Source organism: Methylobacterium crusticola (assembly GCF_003574465.1).
Taxonomy (GTDB): Bacteria; Pseudomonadota; Alphaproteobacteria; order Rhizobiales; family Beijerinckiaceae; genus Methylobacterium; species Methylobacterium crusticola.
In genome coordinates this window covers 1-17901 of record NZ_QOWC01000179.1, presented here as the reverse complement: position 1 = coordinate 17901, position 17901 = coordinate 1, and the positions used below count along the sequence as shown (strand labels likewise).

Annotated in this window: 12 protein-coding genes and 6 pseudogenes; 12 read left to right on the top strand and 6 right to left on the bottom strand. The window is 65.0% G+C overall.

Annotation, left to right across the window (positions count from 1 at the left end):
• The coding region (locus DT057_RS28815; RefSeq protein ID WP_162501540.1) for an integrase core domain-containing protein at positions 1–392 on the top strand (392 nt) is incomplete at its 5' end.
• Between the two features lie 27 nt (positions 393–419).
• Here the strand turns inward: DT057_RS28815 and DT057_RS28810 are convergent.
• Positions 420–665 (bottom strand): annotated as a pseudogene (locus tag DT057_RS28810) (IS110 family RNA-guided transposase); the annotation flags it as partial.
• Positions 666–758: 93 nt separating this feature from the next.
• Positions 759–2012 (bottom strand): annotated as a pseudogene (locus DT057_RS28805) (IS701 family transposase).
• 845 nt (positions 2013–2857) lie between these two features.
• Between DT057_RS28805 and DT057_RS28800 the strand changes: the two are divergent.
• Together DT057_RS28800 and DT057_RS37000 are read left to right on the top strand one after the other, a co-directional pair.
• Positions 2858–4174 (top strand): glycosyltransferase, encoded by a 1317-nt coding sequence (locus tag DT057_RS28800; protein WP_128565508.1) that lies wholly within the window; start codon positions 2858–2860, stop codon positions 4172–4174.
• Between the two features lie 227 nt (positions 4175–4401).
• Positions 4402–4689 (top strand): annotated as a pseudogene (locus tag DT057_RS37000) (IS66 family transposase); the annotation flags it as partial.
• A gap of 478 nt (positions 4690–5167) precedes the next feature.
• On the opposite strand, the gene DT057_RS28795 reads toward DT057_RS37000, so the two are convergent.
• The 3 genes from DT057_RS28795 to DT057_RS28785 all read right to left on the bottom strand — a co-directional run bounded on the left by DT057_RS28795 (position 5168) and on the right by DT057_RS28785 (position 7642).
• Positions 5168–5968 (bottom strand): IclR family transcriptional regulator domain-containing protein, encoded by an 801-nt coding sequence (locus DT057_RS28795; protein ID WP_128565507.1) that lies wholly within the window; start codon positions 5966–5968, stop codon positions 5168–5170.
• A gap of 103 nt (positions 5969–6071) precedes the next feature.
• On the bottom strand, positions 6072–7301 hold the full coding sequence (locus DT057_RS28790) for an NAD(P)/FAD-dependent oxidoreductase (RefSeq protein ID WP_276469431.1): 1230 nt from the start codon (positions 7299–7301) through the stop codon (positions 6072–6074).
• 17 nt (positions 7302–7318) lie between these two features.
• Complete coding sequence (locus DT057_RS28785) at positions 7319–7642, bottom strand: 2Fe-2S iron-sulfur cluster-binding protein (RefSeq protein ID WP_128565505.1); 324 nt, start codon at positions 7640–7642, stop codon at positions 7319–7321.
• Between the two features lie 188 nt (positions 7643–7830).
• Between DT057_RS28785 and DT057_RS28780 the strand changes: the two genes are divergently transcribed.
• From DT057_RS28780 to DT057_RS28745, 8 genes and pseudogenes are all read left to right on the top strand, one after another.
• Positions 7831–9189, top strand: a complete 1359-nt coding sequence (locus DT057_RS28780; protein WP_128565504.1) for an aromatic ring-hydroxylating dioxygenase subunit alpha — start codon at positions 7831–7833, stop codon at positions 9187–9189.
• A 41-nt stretch (positions 9190–9230) separates the two neighbouring features.
• Positions 9231–10667, top strand: coding sequence for a glutamine synthetase family protein (locus DT057_RS28775; RefSeq protein WP_128565503.1), 1437 nt, complete (start codon positions 9231–9233; stop codon positions 10665–10667).
• Between the two features lie 26 nt (positions 10668–10693).
• Positions 10694–11908 carry an ABC transporter substrate-binding protein gene (locus tag DT057_RS28770; RefSeq protein WP_128565502.1) on the top strand — a complete coding sequence of 405 codons (1215 nt, stop codon included), beginning with the start codon at positions 10694–10696 and terminating at the stop codon, positions 11906–11908.
• Between the two features lie 317 nt (positions 11909–12225).
• Complete coding sequence (locus DT057_RS28765) at positions 12226–13848, top strand: Na+/H+ antiporter (RefSeq protein WP_128565501.1); 1623 nt, start codon at positions 12226–12228, stop codon at positions 13846–13848.
• Positions 13849–14462: 614 nt separating this feature from the next.
• Positions 14463–14714, top strand: a pseudogene (locus tag DT057_RS28755) (IS5/IS1182 family transposase); the annotation flags it as partial.
• Positions 14715–14764: 50 nt separating this feature from the next.
• Positions 14765–14893, top strand: a complete 129-nt coding sequence (locus DT057_RS37315) for a hypothetical protein (protein ID WP_269152995.1) — start codon at positions 14765–14767, stop codon at positions 14891–14893.
• 77 nt (positions 14894–14970) lie between these two features.
• Positions 14971–15741, top strand: a pseudogene (locus DT057_RS28750) (IS5 family transposase); the annotation flags it as partial.
• Positions 15742–16259: 518 nt separating this feature from the next.
• Complete coding sequence (locus DT057_RS28745; RefSeq protein WP_128565500.1) at positions 16260–16529, top strand: hypothetical protein; 270 nt, start codon at positions 16260–16262, stop codon at positions 16527–16529.
• Here the strand turns inward: DT057_RS28745 and DT057_RS28740 are convergent.
• Positions 16523–16711: a DUF4113 domain-containing protein gene (locus DT057_RS28740; protein WP_128565499.1), complete on the bottom strand. Its 189-nt coding sequence runs from the start codon at positions 16709–16711 to the stop codon at positions 16523–16525. The two genes, DT057_RS28745 and DT057_RS28740, sit on opposite strands and share 7 nt — an antisense overlap.
• A 774-nt stretch (positions 16712–17485) precedes the next feature.
• Between DT057_RS28740 and DT057_RS28735 the strand changes: the two are divergent.
• A pseudogene (locus tag DT057_RS28735) lies at positions 17486–17901 on the top strand (hypothetical protein); the annotation flags it as partial.

Genomic DNA, 17901 nt, shown 5'->3' with positions numbered 1-17901 from the left:
GCTTCGAGGCGCTGGAGCCGATCCGCCAGGGTGTGCGGCAACGCTTCGGCGGCTTTGCAGCGAAGGTCGCCGCCGGTCTGAGTGTCCGGCACGACCATGGCAGCCAGTACATGTCGGACGCCTTTCAGTCGGAACTGGCGTTCCTGGGCATTGCGAGTTCGCCCGCCTTCGTGCGGGCGCCGGAGGGGAACGGCTGCGCCGAGCGCTTCATCCGCACCCTCAAGGAGAACCTGCTGTGGGTGGAGAGCTTCGACACGGTCGAGGACCTCCGCCGCGCCCTGCTGGCGTTCCGCGAGGTCTACAACGCGACGTGGCTGATCGAGCGGCACGGGTTCCGCCCACCGGCCGCTATTCGGGCCGCGCAGCTTCCACCGGCGGCTCTCGCCGCATAGGGTTCAAACCGGTGTCTCACTATCCGCGGGCGGTACACCGCTGGCATAGAGCCGCGCCAGCACGGTCGCATCGACCATGTCGGTCATGAGGCGCGCCTCGGCGATGAGGTGCACCTAACGGGGGTTGGCGATCACCAACCGGCCCACATGCGGGCGGATCATTCAGGCGACCGCACTTGGGTTTCCTGGTCACCTCAATCACGACGTGATCGTCAGCGGTGAGCGCCTTGGCAAACGCGTCAGATAATCGCGTGTCATCCCTATCTGGCTTAGCATTACAGTTGCATTCGTGCTCTGAGATGGGCCTGTCGAGCTGTAGCTTGATGGGCGCGTCGCCAGGCTGACCAAGCGATCACGAAGGCGGGTTCAATGCGCCGCTGCGCCAACCGCATCGCCACGCGCCGGATCTCCTGAATGGACCACGGCACCTGCGAGCTTAGCGATGAGCGTCGTTCTTGGGGGCGGCCCGTTGGCCAGCCGGCGCACCCGCGCCAGCATCGCGAAGGCCAGCATCACCAGGCTGACATGCCGGTGCCAGCCGTGCCACGAGCGGCTCTCGGTGTGGGCCAGCCCGAGTTCCGTCCTGGCGGTCTCGAACGCGTCCTCGATCGCCCAGCGGCGGCCCTCTACCATCACCAGCTTCTCGACCGAGGTACCGGCCGGGCACCAGGTGGCGAAGTACGCCAGCGCCCCGTCTGACAGGCCGCGCCGCACCAGTAGGCCGCGCGTCCATAGGCTCTGATCGAGCGCGGCGTCGAGCGCGTCAGCCTGGAATGCGGCCAGCGGTAGAGAGGCCCAGTCGAACAAGCGGGCTCCCTTGCTGCCGGCTCCGGCCGAGAGGCGCAGCCAGTCCTGGTCGGGGATGCCCTTGGCGATGTCCTCGGCGGTGCCCGCAACGTCGAGGTTTGCGTCCCAGAACCAGCAGCGATGCTGACCGGTGACGCCGAGCACGTAGCCCTTACAGGCCCGCCGCAGCGCCAACTCGATCTCGCCCACCCCGTAGATGCTATCGGCCGCCACCCACGCGAACGGCACCTCTGCCCGGACGGCCCGCTCGATCATGGCGAGCGCCAGTCTCGGCTTGGTGGCGAAGGTGACAGCCTCGGGCACATGCGCGGCTCGCAGCCGGGCCGGATCCCCCGTCCAAGCCTTGGGTAGGTACAGCCGGCGATCGATGAAGGCATGGCCCTGATCCGAGACGTAGGCGGCAAACACCCCGATCTGGCAGTTGGTGATCTTGCCGGCCGAGCCCGTGTACTTCCGGCCGACACCGCACGAGGCTTTGCCCTGTTTGAGAAAACCGGTCTCGTCGATCACGAGAACCGTATCCGGTGAAGCGAGCGTCTCGACGACGTGGTCGCGCACCACGTCGCGCAGAGCTTCCGCATCCCAGTGCGTGCGACCGAGGATGGCCTGCTGACGCCAGGGACCCGGGTGACCGGCAGCCTCGGCCCGCATCCAGCCGGTCTTGCGCCGCTCACCTCCGAGCAGGCCGTCCAGGAAGGCGTTGGCGGACGCGGCGACACTCGGGGCAGCAAAAAGCGGGCGGATGCGCTGCTTGGCCTGCCGGAGCGTCGTCGATCAGAGCTCCAGCGTGGACTCGAGTGAGGCTGAAGACATGGCGCTCCCCATCCGAAATCTCTCAGATAGGAGCTAAAGCCTGCAACTGTAATGTTAGACGCCGAACCGCTCCTTCCTCCAGCATCACCGCCTCAGCAAAGACGCGGTAGACGTACAATCCACTAATCCGCATGACCCTGCCTCCTCGTGCCTCACTGATGGGAGCAAGCGGGCAACACGGCAACTACGGATCCGCGTTCGCAGCGCATCAGGGCGAGTCGCAGGGGCGGCCAGATAACGGCTCGGGCTCGCAGCCCATAGTTCAAGCGTTGGCTTGCCCGCACTCACGTGCTCCCGGTGCACCGTGCCCCGGATGGGCTCACTATAGCGTTGGTCCGAAGATCAGCGGAAGGCCAGGACACCGAGGACATCGTGCCGAATAGCGGCACGGTCGAGCGCTTCAACGGCCGGGTGCAGCGGGAGGTGCTGGGCGCCACCCTCTAGCCACCAGGATCTCGAAACCGTGCTGGCCGGTTTCAGTGTGGCCCACAATGGTCGCCGACAGCGTGCCTGACAGGCCTCTCGCCCGAGATGGTCCTCCGCCAGCGCTCCGAAGACAAACCCGCCTCGGCCAACACTACGACCAGACCGGCTGACCCCGCGGCTCTGAAAAAAACTCTCGAGGTTGTTCCAGGCGCAAAGGAGGTCTCACAACCAGACAGAAATCCGACCTTCGGGACCGTGAGCAAGCCTCAATCCCGTGCTCTCCCGCTACAACCGCAACGCGATCGCGCCGTTCCGCAGCCCCGCTGTAATGCGCACGCTCCAGCCTCCATCACGTGCTCGGTCGACCACCGGAATGGGTGACGGCGACCGTGCCTTTCAACGTCACGAGGAACGAGCGCATGAAAATTCTCATTGGCTCCACGCCGGCGAACGGCCATCTCAACCCCCTGCTTGCCATCGCCCGGATGCTGATCGCGGATGGCCACACGGTTGACGTGCTGTCCGGAACATGGTTGCGCGACCGCATCGAGAAGGCTGGAGCACGGTTCCACGCCCTGCCTGGCATTGCTGACATCGACGGGTACGGCATTCTCGCCGCTGTTCCCGAACTGAAATCCGCCGAGCCGGGGCTGGACTACCTGCGGATCGTGATCGAGCGGGTTTTCATCGACAGGATCCCCGACCAGCATCGCGGGTTGCTCGACGCATTGCAGGTCACCTCCGCCGACCTCGTCATCGGCGACGACATGTTCTTCGGCGTCCTTCCGCTGCTGCTCGGGCCCCGGTCGAGGCGGCCGCCGATCATTTTGTGCGGGACGTCGGTCCTGCACTGTGCGCGTGAGGATCGGGCGCCCCTCTTCATGGGAGTCCCCCCCGCGACCACGCAGGAGGAAGTCGCGGCGTGCGCGAAGGTTGCAGAGGAATACGACGCGCATGTCGAGCGGCCTACGGCTCAACATCTCCGTCGCGTGCTCGATCTGGTGGGGGTCGGTCCGCTCACGGCGCCACTCTTCGAAGCCGTCGTGCATCGCGCTGACACGTACCTGCAGCTCTCGGTGCCGGGCTTCGAGTTTCCCCGGGCGCTGCCGCCGTCCGTGCAGTTTGTCGGCGCATTGCCGATCGTCCCCGACCAGGTTGCGCTGCCGCCCTGGGCGCACGAGCTCGACGGCACACGCAAGGTGGTTCTGGTCACGCAGGGGACCGTGGCCAATCATGATCTTGGCCTCCTAATTGGTCCGACACTTGCAGCTTTGGCCAACGAGGATGACTTATTGGTGGTGGCCACGATGGGCGGCCGCCCCGTCGAGGCCTTGACGGGATCGGTTCCGGGCAACGCCCGACTCTCGGAGTACCTGCCCTTCGAGTGGCTGCTGCCGCGGATCGACGCGATGGTCACGAACGGCGGTTATGGTACCGTCAATCAGGCCCTGAGCTGCGGCGTGCCGCTTGTGGCCGCCGGACTGACTGAGGATAAGGCCGATGTGAACGCGCGTATCGCGTGGTCGGGCGCAGGGATCGACCTCAGGACGAACTGCCCGGAGCCTGGAGCGATCCGGCGTGCGGTGCGGACCGTCCTTGATGAGCCAGAGTACCGCCATGCCGCGCGGCAGCTGGGATCGGAGTTCGCCAGCTACGACACGCAATCCGACATCCTCGGGCTCGTCCGCCGCTACGAGCGACCGGGGCGCGACGGCCAACGCATCGCCGCGGCCTGACCGGGCTCAGCGCGCTGTTAAACTTCCTGGACCCCGTCGGTCTACTTTGCCACCCGCCAGCAGATTGTTGAAAGAGGGCTGCAGAAACGAAGAACGCCGAAGATTTTTACCTTAACTAGATAATTACCCGGGGGTGCGATCGGCTGCGGTGTGACCGCGGCGAGGGCCGATGTGGGGTGCTCGCGGCGGCGGTTGCCGGGAGCCGATTTCGCTGATTCCCTCATGGGATGGGCCGCAGCGAGCTGGAACGACTGAGCAAGAAGAGGTTGATCGAACCGGTGCTGCGGCCGCAGTGGCCAGAGAAGACCTCGCGCACCTCCTCTAAGCCGCCCTCGACAGATCGCAAGGAGCGCCGCGGATAGGCCAAATCCAGCGGCGCCGAACCAAGTCAGGAGGGCATAGCCGGATGCTTAGCTGGGAAGCTGACCAAGTCCTCACCCATCGCCCGGGGTCAGCGCCCCTGCTGCCGAGTCACTTTAGCTCCAGACCTGCCGGGCAAGATAGTCAGCCGGTCGAGTCCGTTCTCAAGGCACGCCGTGCGATTATGTGCGCAAATGCACCATCCGAGCTGATTGCAGCCGCGGGTAAGTACAATCTCACTGAGATTGTTCGCCACCTCGGTGTGAGCCGGGCGGCGGTCGAGCGGTGGGCCTCCGGAGCTGTCACTCCTGGCCCTACAAGGTTGGAGGCACTGAAGGCTCTCGCGCAGGAGTACACCTCCACTGCCTCACTGGAACAGCCAGCGGTACGCCGACGTTGGGTGGACGGCAATCAATCCCCTCTACAGCTCGCCCGCCAAGGTCCTAACCCTCCGGCGGGCGTTCTGCTGTGTGGGCGTAGAAAGCAGCAGCACGTGCCGCATCTCCGTGCCGTCACGCCGATCCTGTCCTGTACTCGATCAGCCTCTCCGGCCGGTCGGGGCTCCAGTCGGAGGGTGGAGTTGCCCCATTTCCATCCACGATCGCGAAAAATCGCTTGTCCACGCACAATCTTTCAGATCATCTGCGGTCCAAGGATCGCGGCTGCATCGCGCAGGACGGGAAAGAAACTCTCCACCATGCGATCCACTGCGACCCGGTCAGCGTTCGCCCCGGCATTCAGGGCACAGACAATCCGCCCGTCGTAGCGTCTCACCGGCACCGCGAGGGATCGGTAGCCGACCTCAGCCTCCTGATCGACAAGGGAGTAGCCCCGCTCACGGTCGCGGTGGATAGCGGCCAGGAGGGCCGCGCGATTAACCAGGGTGTGCGGCGTCAGCGGCTCGGGCCGGATGCGGTCCAGGAAAGCGGCAAGATCCTTCTCATCAAGTCCTCCGAGGAGAACGCGCCCCATCGAGCTGCAATAGGCTGGGATCCGATAGCCCACATCCACGCCTACGCCGAGCATCCGGGTCGGCCCGGCGCGCGCGATGAACACGATATCATCGCCGTCCAGGATCGCGGCGGAGCAGGCTTCGTTAAGCTGGGCCGAGAGCTGCTCGACAGCCTGTTGCAGCGTCGCGGACAGGCTATTGGATGCCAGGTACGCGGTCGCGAGGGACAGGACCTTGGGCGTGAGCTGGAACAGCCGCCCATCCGACCTGACGTAGCCGAGGCAACCGAGGGTGTAGAGCGCCCGCCGGACCGTAGCCCTCGGCAGGTCCACTACCCGAGCGACATCGGCCAGCGTCATCAATCGGCGCTCCGCGCCGAACGCCGAGATCACGCGCAATCCGCGCGCCAAAGCCTCGGAAAAATCCGGGCCGTGCTCGTCGACGAGCTGCTGGTCTGTCTCGGAACGTCTGACACGCGGCATGATACCGTCTCTGATGCAGCACCCGGATCAATGGGCTGGTCCCCCCGGTGCGCGGCCCCGCCTGACCTGGCAAGAGCCGCGACTACTCCCACGGGTCGGATCGTCACGCACTCGCGCGGGGAGCCTCATTCGCGAGGAAATCGGCGAGGTCGCGGGACCAATCGCCGGCGAGAGCCGGCGGCGGCGAGCGTCCCGTGGCGAGGAGTCGACGCCCCGCCGCCACGTCGGCGGGACGGTTGATGCCCTGGACGCAGACGAGGCGTCCTTGTGAGAAATGCAGGACGGAGAAGCGGCCCTCTTCGGGCGCCCCGCGCAGGACGCGTCGGTCCGCATCGCCCGGAAGACCCACCATCTGGAGCTTGGTGTCGTACTGGTCGGACCAGAACCGGGGCACGGCGTCGTAGGATCGATCGCGCCCCACCAGGGCGTCGGCCACTACCTTCGCCTGATCGATGGCATGCTGCACGGATTCGAGACGCAGGATCGTTCCCGCATGGCGATTGAAGTGCAGCGTGCAGTCACCCGCCGCGAAGATGCCCGGATGATCCGTACGGCCGAATTGATCGACGGGAACGCCGTCGGGACCGCACATGCCAGCTGATGCGAGGAGCGCAACGTCGGGGTCTGCGCCGACCCCGACCAGGACAAGATCGCAGGGAAAACTCCGCCCGTTGTTCACGTGGACCTGCCGGACGTGTTCCCCTGCAACCTCCACTCCCACCACCACCACGTCGAGTTCCACCCTCACGCCGTGCGCGCGATGCAGCCGGAGCAGGAATCCGGCAATTTCGCCGCAGACAGCGCGGGGCAGCAGGCGAGAACCCGCGGCGAGGAGCGTGACCTCCTTGCCCAGTCCACGGATGCTCGATGCGACTTCCAGCCCAATGAACCCGCCTCCGACGACGACGACCTCCCGCGCGGCTGCGAGACGCTCCCTGAGCACCTTCGCATCGTCCAGGGAGCGGAGATAACGGATGTTGCCTGCTCGGCCATCGAGGGCAGGGTGGCGCCTTGCGCGCGATCCCGTTGCCACGACCAGGGAGCCGAACGCGAGGTGTCGGCCGTCCGACAGCGACACCGAGCGGCCCGCCAGGTCGAGGGCGGTCGCCTTTGCACCGAGTTCGAGTTCGATCCGGGCGGCGTCGAAGAAGCTCTCCGGCCGTAGCGCAACGTCGGTTTCGCAGACTTTGCCGGAGAGAAACCCCTTCGAGAGCGGCGGGCGCTGGTAAGGCAGGCGATCCTCCGCGCCCACGAGTATGATCCTCCCCTCGTAGCCCGCCTCTCGCGCCGAGGCTGCCACCTGGAGGCCCGCATAGGACGCGCCGACGATCACGAGTGGGCCGCCATACCTCACGACTGAACCTCCGGGAGATGGAGCGTCAGTCCCTCGAGCTCCGGCGTCAGCACGATTTGACAGCTGAGCCGCGAGGTCTCGCGGCGGTCCGCGGCGACGCATGTGAGTATGTCGCGCTCGAGCTCCGACGGTGCGGGAAGCAGGGGGCCGAAACGGTCATCGACGTAGACGTGGCAGGTAGCGCAGTTGAGCGAACCGCCGCACTCGGCCTCGATGCCACGAACATTGCTCCTGACGGCCGCGGCCATGGCGCTGATCCCGACTGGCATCTCGACCGCGTGCTCGGCTCCGTCACAGCTCACGAAAACGATGCGTGGCATGATACCGTCCATCTAACGAACTATAGTCCGTCTAATATGCAGAACTACGGGTTTTAGGCAAGCGGGCCGGCCGTAGCATCACGCTTGCAAAGCCCAACAACGCCTCTATAATGAACATATGTTCGTTGATCGAACGACGGTGTCTGCCGTGGTGAGGTGCGGGCAGACGCTCAACGGAGGCAGACGCCATGATGAGCCAGGAGCAGAACGACCATATCACCCGCAGTGGACCCGGGGCGCCGCTGGGCACGCTGATGCGCCGCTACTGGCAACCGGCCGCCCTCGCGGATGAACTTCAGGGTGAGCGCCCGGTGGTGCCGGTGCAGCTTCTGGGCGAGAAGTTCGTGCTGTTCCGCGACGAGGCTGGGCGATACGGGCTCCTCGACCGCGACTGCCCGCATCGCGGTGCCGACCTCGCCTTCGGCCGGCTCGAGCACGGCGGATTGCGGTGCGCCTTTCACGGCTGGTTGTTCGACGTGGAAGGGCAATGCCTCGAGACGCCTGCCGAGCCGGTCGGCAGCAAGCTCTGCCAGAACGTCCGGCAGCGTGCCTATCCGGTGATTGAGCGCAGCGGCATCCTGTTCGCCTACTTGGGTGAGGGCGAGCCCCCGGCATTCCCGGAACTCGACTGCTTCCTCGCGCCCGACGCCTACACCTTCGCGTTCAAGGGCCTGTTCGAGTGCAATTGGCTCCAGGCGCTCGAGGTCGGGATCGATCCGGCGCATGCCTCATTCCTGCACCGCTTCTTCGAGGACGAGGACACCTCCGCCTCCTACGGCAAGCAATTCCGCGCCGCATCGGCCGACAGCGAATTGCCGATGACGAAGATCCTGCGCGAGTACGACCGGCCGCTCATCAACGTCGAGCGCACGGAGTACGGCATGCGGCTGATCGCCCTGCGTGAGATCGACGATGAGCGCACGCATGTGCGCGTCACGAACCAAGTGTTCCCACATGCCTTCGTCATCCCGATGTCGGCGGATATGACCATCACGCAGTGGCATGTGCCGCTCGATGACGAGCGTTGCTACTGGTACGCGATCTTTACGAGCTACACGTCACCGGTGGACAAAGCGCGGATGCGGGAGCAGCGCCTGGAGCTGTACGAGCTTCCGGAATACCGCTCGAGGAGGAATAGAACCAACGACTACGGTTTCGATCCGCACGAGCAGGCCCACGCGACCTATACGGGGATGGGGCTCGACATCAACGTCCACGACCAGTGGGCCGTCGAGTCGATGGGGCCGATCCAGGACCGGACGCGCGAGCATCTCGGGCAGTCCGACAAGGCCATCGTGCTTTACCGCCGCATCCTTCGCGAGCAGATCGACAAGGCCGTAAAGGGCGACGTTCCGCTGATGGTGCTCGACGGGCGGCACGCAAAAGGCATCCAGGGCCCCGCGACGATGGATGGGATCGGCCCCTCGAAGGGATGGGAGACCTACTGGATGGAAGTGGATGTGCGCCGCCGCCGCGGAGCCCCGTGGATGCCCGCCGTCCCTGCCGACGTCTCTTCAGACGCCGCAAGCCTGAACGCGGCCGAATAGACTGATGTATTGATCGCCTGATTGCCGGGAGGACGACGGCGATGACATTCGTACAGGACCATGGATTGTGGACCGACGCGCAGGCCGACGCGGCGCGCGACGTGCGGGAGCGATGCGGCCCGGAGAGGATCGACACGATCCGCCTGTCCTTCCCTGACCAGCACGGGATCCTGCGGGGCAAGACTCTCGTCGCCTCCGAGGCCGTGAAGGCGCTCACCGGCGGATGCGCAATCACCACGACGATGCTCGCCAAGGACACCTCGCATCGCACCGTATTTCCGGTCTTCACTGCCGGCGGCGGCTTCGGAATGCGGGAGATGGAGGGCGCCGGCGACGTGGTCATGATACCTGACCCGACCACGTTCAGGACGCTGCCATGGACGCCACGGACAGGATGGCTTCTCTGCGACCTCTACTTCCAAGACGGCCGTCCTGTCCCGTTCGCGACGAGAGGCATCTACCGTTCCGTCCTGAACCGTTTGTCTGAAAGGTCCCTAGAATACGTGGCGGGACTGGAGGTCGAGTTTCACGTTTTCAAGCTCGACGACCCGCGCATGGCGCCCGCCGATGCCGGGCAGCCCGGGGAGCCGCCGAGCGTCAGCCTGATCTCGCATGGTTACCAGTACCTCACGGAACAGCGCTACGACCAAGTCGAGCCGATCCTAGAGATACTCCGCAAAGACGTCCTCGCCCTCGGCTTGCCGCTACGCTCGATCGAGGTCGAGTATGGGCCGAGCCAGTGCGAGTTCACATTCCAGCCCACCGCCGGTGCTGTGCCCGCTGATCTGATGGTGCTCTTTCGCAGCGCGGTGAAGCAGATCTGCCGCAGGCACGGCTATCACGCCACGTTCATGTGCCGGCCCCGCATTCCAAACGTGGTCTCTTCGGGCTGGCACTTGCACCAATCGCTTCGCGATGCGCGGACGGGAGCGAACGCCTTCGTCCCCGGCGATGGTTCCCAGCCACTCTCGGGTTTCGGTATGGGGTTCCTGGGCGGGCTGCTTGCCCACGCGCGTGCCGCGACCGTCTTCACAACTCCGACCATCAATGGCTACAAGCGCTACCGCTCCTACTCGCTCGCGCCCGACCGCGCAGTCTGGGGACGCGACAACCGTGGGGTAATGATCCGCGTGCTCGGCGGACCGGGCGATCCGGCCACGCGGCTGGAGAACCGGGTTGGGGAGCCGGCGGCGAACCCCTACCTCTACATGGCTGCCCAGGTGCTCGCCGGGCTCGACGGCGCCGATCGGAACCTCGATCCCGGGCCGAGTGCCGACACGCCCTACGAGGCTGAGGCGGACCTCCTACCCACGTCACTACGGGAGGCGGTCTTCGCCTTGCGCGCGGACCCGTTCTTCCGCGGCGCGCTTGGCGAGTCGTTCGTCGATTATTACACACATATCAAGAACGCCGAGATCGAGCGCTTCCAGTCGGAAATAACCGAGTGGGAGCAGCGTGAGTACTTCGAAATATTTTGAGAAACATCTGGCTCGGAGCCACAGAGATGAAGCTTGGTCGGATGTTCCGGTTCGTCGTTGCCCTGGCCTGCGTCGAACTTCCCACTCCGGGCAGGGCGCTCGATCAGCCGATCCGCATTGGGATCCTGAGCGACATGAGCGGGCCGTTCTCGGACCAGGTCGGATCCGGCTCCGTCGCCGCCGCACGCCTCGCGCTCGACGACTTCGCCCGGGAGAGCGGTGGCCTGAAGGTTGAGCTTCTCTCCGCCGACCACCAGAACAAGCCCGATGTTGGCCTCGGCATCGCGCGGCGCTGGCTCGACCAAGAGAACGTCTCAGCGATCGTGGACCTACCGAATTCAGGGGTCGCCCTCGCGGTCGCTAACCTGCTGCGGGAGCGCAACCGCGTCGCGCTCGCGTCCAGTGCGATGACGTCCGATCTGACGGGCAAGTTCTGCGCACCGACAACTGTCCAATGGGTGTCGGACACGTGGGCCCAGGGCTCCGCCACGGCACGGGCATTAGCTGATCGCGGATCGCGCCTGTGGTACTTCCTCACCGTCGACTACGCGCTCGGACACGCCCTGGAGCGCGACGCCACGAGGGCACTCGGCGAGATGAACGGCAGGTCGACAGGCGGGTCGCGACTTCCCCTCGGCACCAGTGACTTTTCCTCTGCGCTCCTGACGGCTCAGAGCTCGGGGGCGCAGGTCCTGGCCCTCGCGAATACCGGCACCGACATGATCAATGCGATCAAGCAGGCCGGGGAGTTCGGACTTACGCCGAGGATGAAGGCTGCGGCACTCTTTATCCAGCTGTCCGACATTCACTCTCTTGGACTGGCGACGGCACAGGGGCTGCAACTCGTCTCGGCCTTCTACTGGGATCGCAATGAGGGCACGCGCGCGTTCAGTGATCGCTTCGCCGCCGTCATGAACGGACGGCGTCCGACGGAGGATCACGCGGGGGTGTACTCGGCGACGCTCGCCTATCTCCGCGCCGTGCGTGCCGCCGGCACTATTGAAGGCGATCGGGTCGTGGCAATGATGCGGAACACACCTATTGAAGATCCCCTCTTCGGCATCGTAACGATCCGCCCGGACGGACGCGCGGTCCACGATATGTACCTCTACGAAGTGAAGGCGCCATCCGAGAGCAAGCGGCCATACGATTACTATAAGCATGTTTCAACTATTGCTGGTAGTCAGGCCTTTCGCCCAGTGAAAGATGGCGGCTGCGCAATGAAGGAAAAATACAAATAAAGTATCATATTAATGGCTTTATTTTGTTTGCAGATACACGATTTTATCTAATGATTGTTCAACGAACTTCCTTGAGGCGCGCTTCCCGGGCAGGCGTCGGCCTGAATTCGTTGATCCCCTCCGCGCTGTGATGTAGCTGCACGCATCAGCTGCTCCGACCGTTGCTCCTCGAGCTGCGTCGGGCGCCAGCGTCCCGTTACCGCGTCGGCATCTGCGCGTCATGAGCCGGTAACGGCTGTAGGAGCACGGGTCGCGTCCGGCCGTCCGAGAGGTTTTGCCCTTTCGCCTCAGCTTTAGCGCGGGCAGAGTCGCCGGGCATGGATCACCAGGGACTCATCTGGGCGCTGGCGCTCGCTTTCCTTGTCGTAGGCTTAAGCGTTGCCGCGCAGCGCTTGGCCCTGGCGTCGCCGATCCTGCTCCTTGTCGCCGGGGCGGTGCTCGCTTTCGTGCCGGTCCTGCCGCCGCTTGAGGTCGACCCCGAGTTCGTCCTGCTGACGCTCCTGCCGCCTCTCCTCTACTCGTCCGGCGTCAACATGAGCTGGCGCGGCTTTCGCTCGTACCTGCGCCCGATCTTGCTCCTAGCCATCGGCTGCGTGCTGTTCACGGCCGCCGCAGTGGCCGTGGTCGCCCACTACATCCTCGGCCTCTCCTGGCCGGTGGGCTTCGTTCTCGGCGCCATTGTGTCGCCGCCCGACGCAGTTGCGCCAATGGCGATGATGCGTCGCATGCGCCTGCCGCGCCGGCTCATCACAGTGCTGGAAGGCGAGAGCCTGGTGAACGACGCGACGGCGCTCGTCGCCTTGAGCTTCGCGCTCGGCGCGGAGGCCACGGGAACGTTCTCGCCTGCGGCGGCCGCGACCAAGTTCGCGTGCGTCATCGCCGGAGAGATCGCGTTCGGCATGCTGGCCGGATGGGCGGCGTTGTGGTTGCGGCACCTCGCGAACGACCCCCGCGCCGAGTTGCTGCTGTCGCTTACCACGCCCTTCGTCGCCTTCTGGCCGCCGCACGCGCTCGGCGGCTCGGGCGTAGTCGCCTGCGTGGCGGCGGGGCTCTGGGTCTCCTGGAACGGACGCCAACTGATCCGTCCGGCGACGCGCCTTCAAGGCTACTTCTTCTGGGACCTCGTCACCTGGGCGGTCGAGGCCCTCGTGTTCCTGCTAACTGGGCTCCAGGCCCGCGCTGTGGCAGAGAGCCTGTTCAGCGACGGCTGGACGCGCGCACTCGCGGCGGGCGCGCTGGTTAGCGTGACGGTGATCCTGGTGCGCTTCGCTTGGGTGTTCCCCGCGACTTACCTGCCGCGTACGATTCCAGCGGTCAGGTGGGCCGACTCGTTCCCGAACTGGCGAATGCCGTTCCTCGTGTCCTTTGCTGGGCTACGCGGCGTGGTGAGCCTGGCGGCGGCGCTCTCTATCCCGCTCACCATCGATGGCCGTCCTTTTCCCGACCGCGACCTCGTGTTGTTCACGACCTTCTGTGTCATCGCGGTGACACTGGTCGGGCTCGGCACAACGCTGCCGCGGATGGTTCGGGCGCTCGGCTTGCCGCGGGCGGGTGCCGACGAGGCGGCCGGGCACAAACGGGACGAACGGGCGGTGCGCCTCGACGGCATTGACGCCGTGCTCGCCGCGATCGACGAGGTGGCCGCAAACGGCGCCTCGCCGACCGCGGTGAACGCGCTCCGGCGCCGGCACGCCGACCGTCGACGTCATCTCGCGACAACCGCAGACGAGCGCACGCCCGAGGACCCCGTCGCCGACGAGAGCGCTCTCCAGCTTCGGCTCGTCGATGTCGAGCGCGCGGCGATCACGAGGGCCTATGACGAGAACCGGCTGACGGATGAGGCGCGTCGTCGGATTGAGCGCGAGTTCGACCTTGAGGAAGCGCGGGTCCGATACGCCGGAGCGAGTGCGGGCGCCAACGGCGGCGACCTCGCGGAATGAGGCAGTGGCCGGACGCGACCGTTGCCATCTCCTGATGAAACCGCTTGCTGACTTGTACTGCCCGGTGCCGTCGAGTGCGCCTATTTCACCGCGAATACACGGTGGATCACGCCTCCATCACCGGTACGAGACTTGCTCACGCACAGGAGCTTGTTGAGCCGGGCACCGGTCCATCCGGTTCAGCACGAGACGGATCATACGAACTCCGGTTGATTATCTCGGCGCGAAGGACCGGTTGGTTACAATCAATCAGAGATTTATGGGTTGCATAGGCCGAAGCGATCAACAGGAAGGAGTATCAGCGGCTTGGCGTTGGAGGTATTTGGCTCGCGGATGCGCGAAGCGATACCCCTCCGGCTGCGGCGCGGGCAATGGCCTAAGATATCATGTAGGAAGCTGGAGCTTGGATCATCCTCCAACTTCCTGAACTTGGAGCGGAGCTGGCCATGTCTGACCGTGAACAGATCCTGACGAACCTGTCTGACTTTGCTGCATTCGTGACACTGCAGCTCAGCAAGTCGGCATGGCTCCTGGCCGCGCATGCCATCTCGAGTGAGAAAACCTTGGCACACCGGCTCTGCGGCGGCGATGTGGAAGGTCTGCTCCCCCCTGCTGCACCGCCTGCATATCGGGGCGAGCGGGTCGGCACGGCCACCGCCATCGTGGTGGAGATCGTCGTACCGAATGAGGGGCAGGCAGGCTTTGCCGTGCAACCGAGGTGTTGGGTGATCGAGCGGACCTTCAGTTGGATCAGCCGCTGCCGCAGGCTGGCCCGTGATCACGAGACCACTGTATCTTCCGCGCTCGCCTTCTTCGTGCTGGCCGCGGCCATGATCCTCGTCAGACGCCTCGCCAGGGCGTTCTGAAACGGGGTCTTACAGTCTGCGGGATCTTATCAGTCATAGGAGGCTTCATCTTGGTGATCATTGCAGCCTTCATCGTTATCGCCGAGGGGCGGGTGGTTGAGCGACAGATCGATGACGAACTGCGCGACGTGACGAACCTTGCTGAGGAGGCTGGCGGGGGCGTCGCGGGTAACCACTAGCAGGGTGCTGAAAAACCCCGTGGCACGCGGGACGGCGGCGTGATTCACTCCTGACGGGGCCGTTGTCGGGGGCGGGAATGCGGGGATCAGACACACGCTCTGGATCCCTGTTCTCCTACGTGGACCTGGAGGCGCGCGTCAGAGCCAACCACCCGCTCCGCACCATCCGTCAAATCACCGATGACGCCCTGCAAGCCATCAGTGGTGTGTTCGCGCCTCTTTACTCGCGGGTGGGACGGCCTTCGGTCGCACCCGAAATGCTGCTCAGGGCCATGCTTTTGCAGGCGTTCTACTCCATCCGCTCAGAGCGGCAGCTGATGGAACGACTGGAGTTCGATCTCCTGTTCCGCTGGTTCGTGGGTCTGGGCATCGATGAGGCGGTGTGGGACGCCTCCGTATTTGCCAAGAACCGGGACCGGCTGCTCGAAGGCGACATCGCGGCCAAGTTCCTGGCTGCCGTGCTCAGCCAGCCCAAGGTGACGCGTCTGCTCTCCACCGAGCACTTCAGCGTGGATGGTACCCTGATCGAGGCATGGGCTTCGATGAAGAGCTTTAAGCCGAAATCCGACGAGGAGACGGACGTACCGCCCGCCGGCGGACGCAACGCGGACGTCGACTTCTGCGGGCAGAAGCGCTCGAACGACACACACCAGAGCACGACCGACCCGGAGGCGCGGCTCTACCGCAAGGGGTCCGGGATGGAAGCCAAGCTGTGCTTCATGGGCCATCTCCTGATGGAGAACCGCGCGGGCCTGCTTGTCGGCACCTGCCTGACGAGCGCTGACGGCCACGCGGAGCGGATCGCGGCCTTGGCGATGATCGAGCCGCGAGCTGCTAGGCGTGCTGCTGATGCCCGCTATCAGGCAAGTGAGGGTTGATGACAAAAGTTAGCGTCGGGTCGAAGGCAGGCTTCGGGTCGCCGTCGGACGTCCCAATTTAGGAGTTGGGCAAGTAGGCTCGCCTGATGGCAGACCCAACTCTTACTCTCGGCAGACTCTAAAAGGCCAGGGTCCTCACCCGGGACGCTCTCTCGGCCGCCATCGCCGCCGACCTCGCTGATCCGTCGCGGCCCGCGATCCTGGAAGCCGGCGAGCACTGCCTCAACGTCGGCGCCGTGGTCCTGGTGCACCCATGGGGCCGTGACGTGATGGCCCACGAGGAGACGGTGGACGGCCTTCGGAATGGCGCGGTAAGGACGGCGGTGCTACTGGCGAGCGCATGAACGCATCCTTCTACGCCTCCCTCACGCCCGTCGTCGTACTCGCCGGCATGGCCGGTCTCGTGACCCTCTGCCGACTTTCGACAGCACGCGCGAGGGCGCGGGGACTGCGGGCGAGAGCGCGATGGTGAGGGAGGCCGGATGGCTATGAGCGACGACGAGCGGCCCGAGAAGATCGTTGCGCCGCCAATCGACATGACGGCCTTGGCCGAGGCGGTCCAGGTCTACCTCGCCGATCCGACGACGCGCGCGAACGAGGTTGGCGTCTTCACGGTCGACATCGCGGCTGCCGTGGACGCCTACCCGGCTGCGAAGCGCTTCATGGCGAAGCCGGACTGCGATCCGGACGAGAGGCGCCGAGCCGTCACGACAGCGCTGCTGATGATTCTGCTGCGAGATCGGCCGCTGCTTCAGTGAGGCAGGCCAACTTGCGCCGATGCCTCCGCCCTATCGACCCGCGCCTGCACGACCGGCACCTTCGCCAGCCGAGTTGTGTAGCGCGGTGTGCGCAGCTCGAACTTCGTCGGCCACTTCCACTTCTCGATCGGCCCCGCCCGCGCCGGCACCACTGCGCCTGAGGGGCCCCTGCCCCACCACATCGCTGTAAGGAGCTTCCATGGCGAGGCTGCCGGGCTTTGCTCCCGGCTTAACCTCGAACTGCAGTGGGACCTTTCGCTTACAGGCGTAGGACCACGCGTCGGCGATGCTCAGTTGCTCGTCGGGACGAGGAGTGCGCTTGCCCGGCACGACGGGCGCCTTCTCGTTCTTTCCCACGACGGTAAGTTTACCCTCCCCTCTGCGCTGCGGCCGTCGTGTGCGTGTGAGATGATCAACGAAATCCAGACGTATTGATAGCCGATGCGAGAGGCATGCACCCGCTGATACATAGACGTGCGCATACGATACCGTTGCAGAGCAGGCAAAAATGCGGCACAATCCCACCGTCAAAAGCATCCTGGTTTCAGCTTCCCAACAAAAGTGAGGGTGTAGCTGATGACGACTGATCGCAGACTCGGTACAGAAATTCCGAAATGCGCGAAGCTGCGAAATGAGTCGAGATCGAGGCTGATCCTCCGCACCGTCAAGATCTTTCATGGCGCGCCAGCCTTGCTAGGGTCCATCGCCTCAGGCGCCACGAAGGCCAAAGCGTCACATCTTACTGTCTGCCTTAGCAGAGACCTCGACCTCGACGAGGCCAGAGGTGCCTTAACCAAGCTGGCATAGACCTGGGTGCGAACGGCAATCCATGTGTGGTCGCCTGAGTTCCCGGGTCCTTCCCAGCCACCCCCACCCCTGCGGGTCCGCGCGAGCAGATGACCTGTCTAGGCACAGCCCCTCAAACTCGCTTAATCGCAACAGGTAGCAGCCGACTCATGACGATCACGACCAAGGCTGCACTTGCAGCGGAGCTGGGAATTACAAAGCCGCGCGTGTCTCAATACCTCAAACGGGGTATGCCTCAACGTGCAGACGGCAAACTCGACCGCGAGAAAGTCCTTAACTGGCTTGCAGCCAATCAGCTCGGTGTGATCGGCGAGGATCGAGGCGCTACCCGAGCGCATCGCATCGCGAAAAAGCAGTCGAAGCAACGGCCACTGCACCCGGCGGCGTTCACGGGCGGTGGATTGGACCCGCTCCGCGAGCGCACGCGAAGGGACAAGGAACTCGCCGACCGCACTGCGCTCCAAAACGCCGTCGCTCGCGGCGAACTTGTGTCTGTCACGAACGCAGAGGCGACGTGGCTTGCCATCATCGGGCTAGCGCGCGAGCGGCTGCTGGCGCTGCCGAA

Bases quoted from the DNA above. Each gene is read 5' to 3' on its own strand.
- DT057_RS28740 (WP_128565499.1), bottom strand. From the start codon at position 16,711: ATGTGGTGGGGCAGGGGCCCCTCAGGCGCAGTGGTGCCGGCGCGGGCG.
- DT057_RS28770 (WP_128565502.1), top strand. From the start codon at position 10,694: ATGAAGCTTGGTCGGATGTTCCGGTTCGTCGTTGCCCTGGCCTGCGTC.
- DT057_RS28785 (WP_128565505.1), bottom strand. From the start codon at position 7,642: ATGCCACGCATCGTTTTCGTGAGCTGTGACGGAGCCGAGCACGCGGTC.
- DT057_RS28745 (WP_128565500.1), top strand. From the start codon at position 16,260: ATGAGCGACGACGAGCGGCCCGAGAAGATCGTTGCGCCGCCAATCGAC.
- DT057_RS28800 (WP_128565508.1), top strand. From the start codon at position 2,858: ATGAAAATTCTCATTGGCTCCACGCCGGCGAACGGCCATCTCAACCCC.
- DT057_RS28775 (WP_128565503.1), top strand. From the start codon at position 9,231: ATGACATTCGTACAGGACCATGGATTGTGGACCGACGCGCAGGCCGAC.
- DT057_RS28795 (WP_128565507.1), bottom strand. From the start codon at position 5,968: ATGCCGCGTGTCAGACGTTCCGAGACAGACCAGCAGCTCGTCGACGAG.
- DT057_RS28780 (WP_128565504.1), top strand. From the start codon at position 7,831: ATGATGAGCCAGGAGCAGAACGACCATATCACCCGCAGTGGACCCGGG.
- DT057_RS28765 (WP_128565501.1), top strand. From the start codon at position 12,226: ATGGATCACCAGGGACTCATCTGGGCGCTGGCGCTCGCTTTCCTTGTC.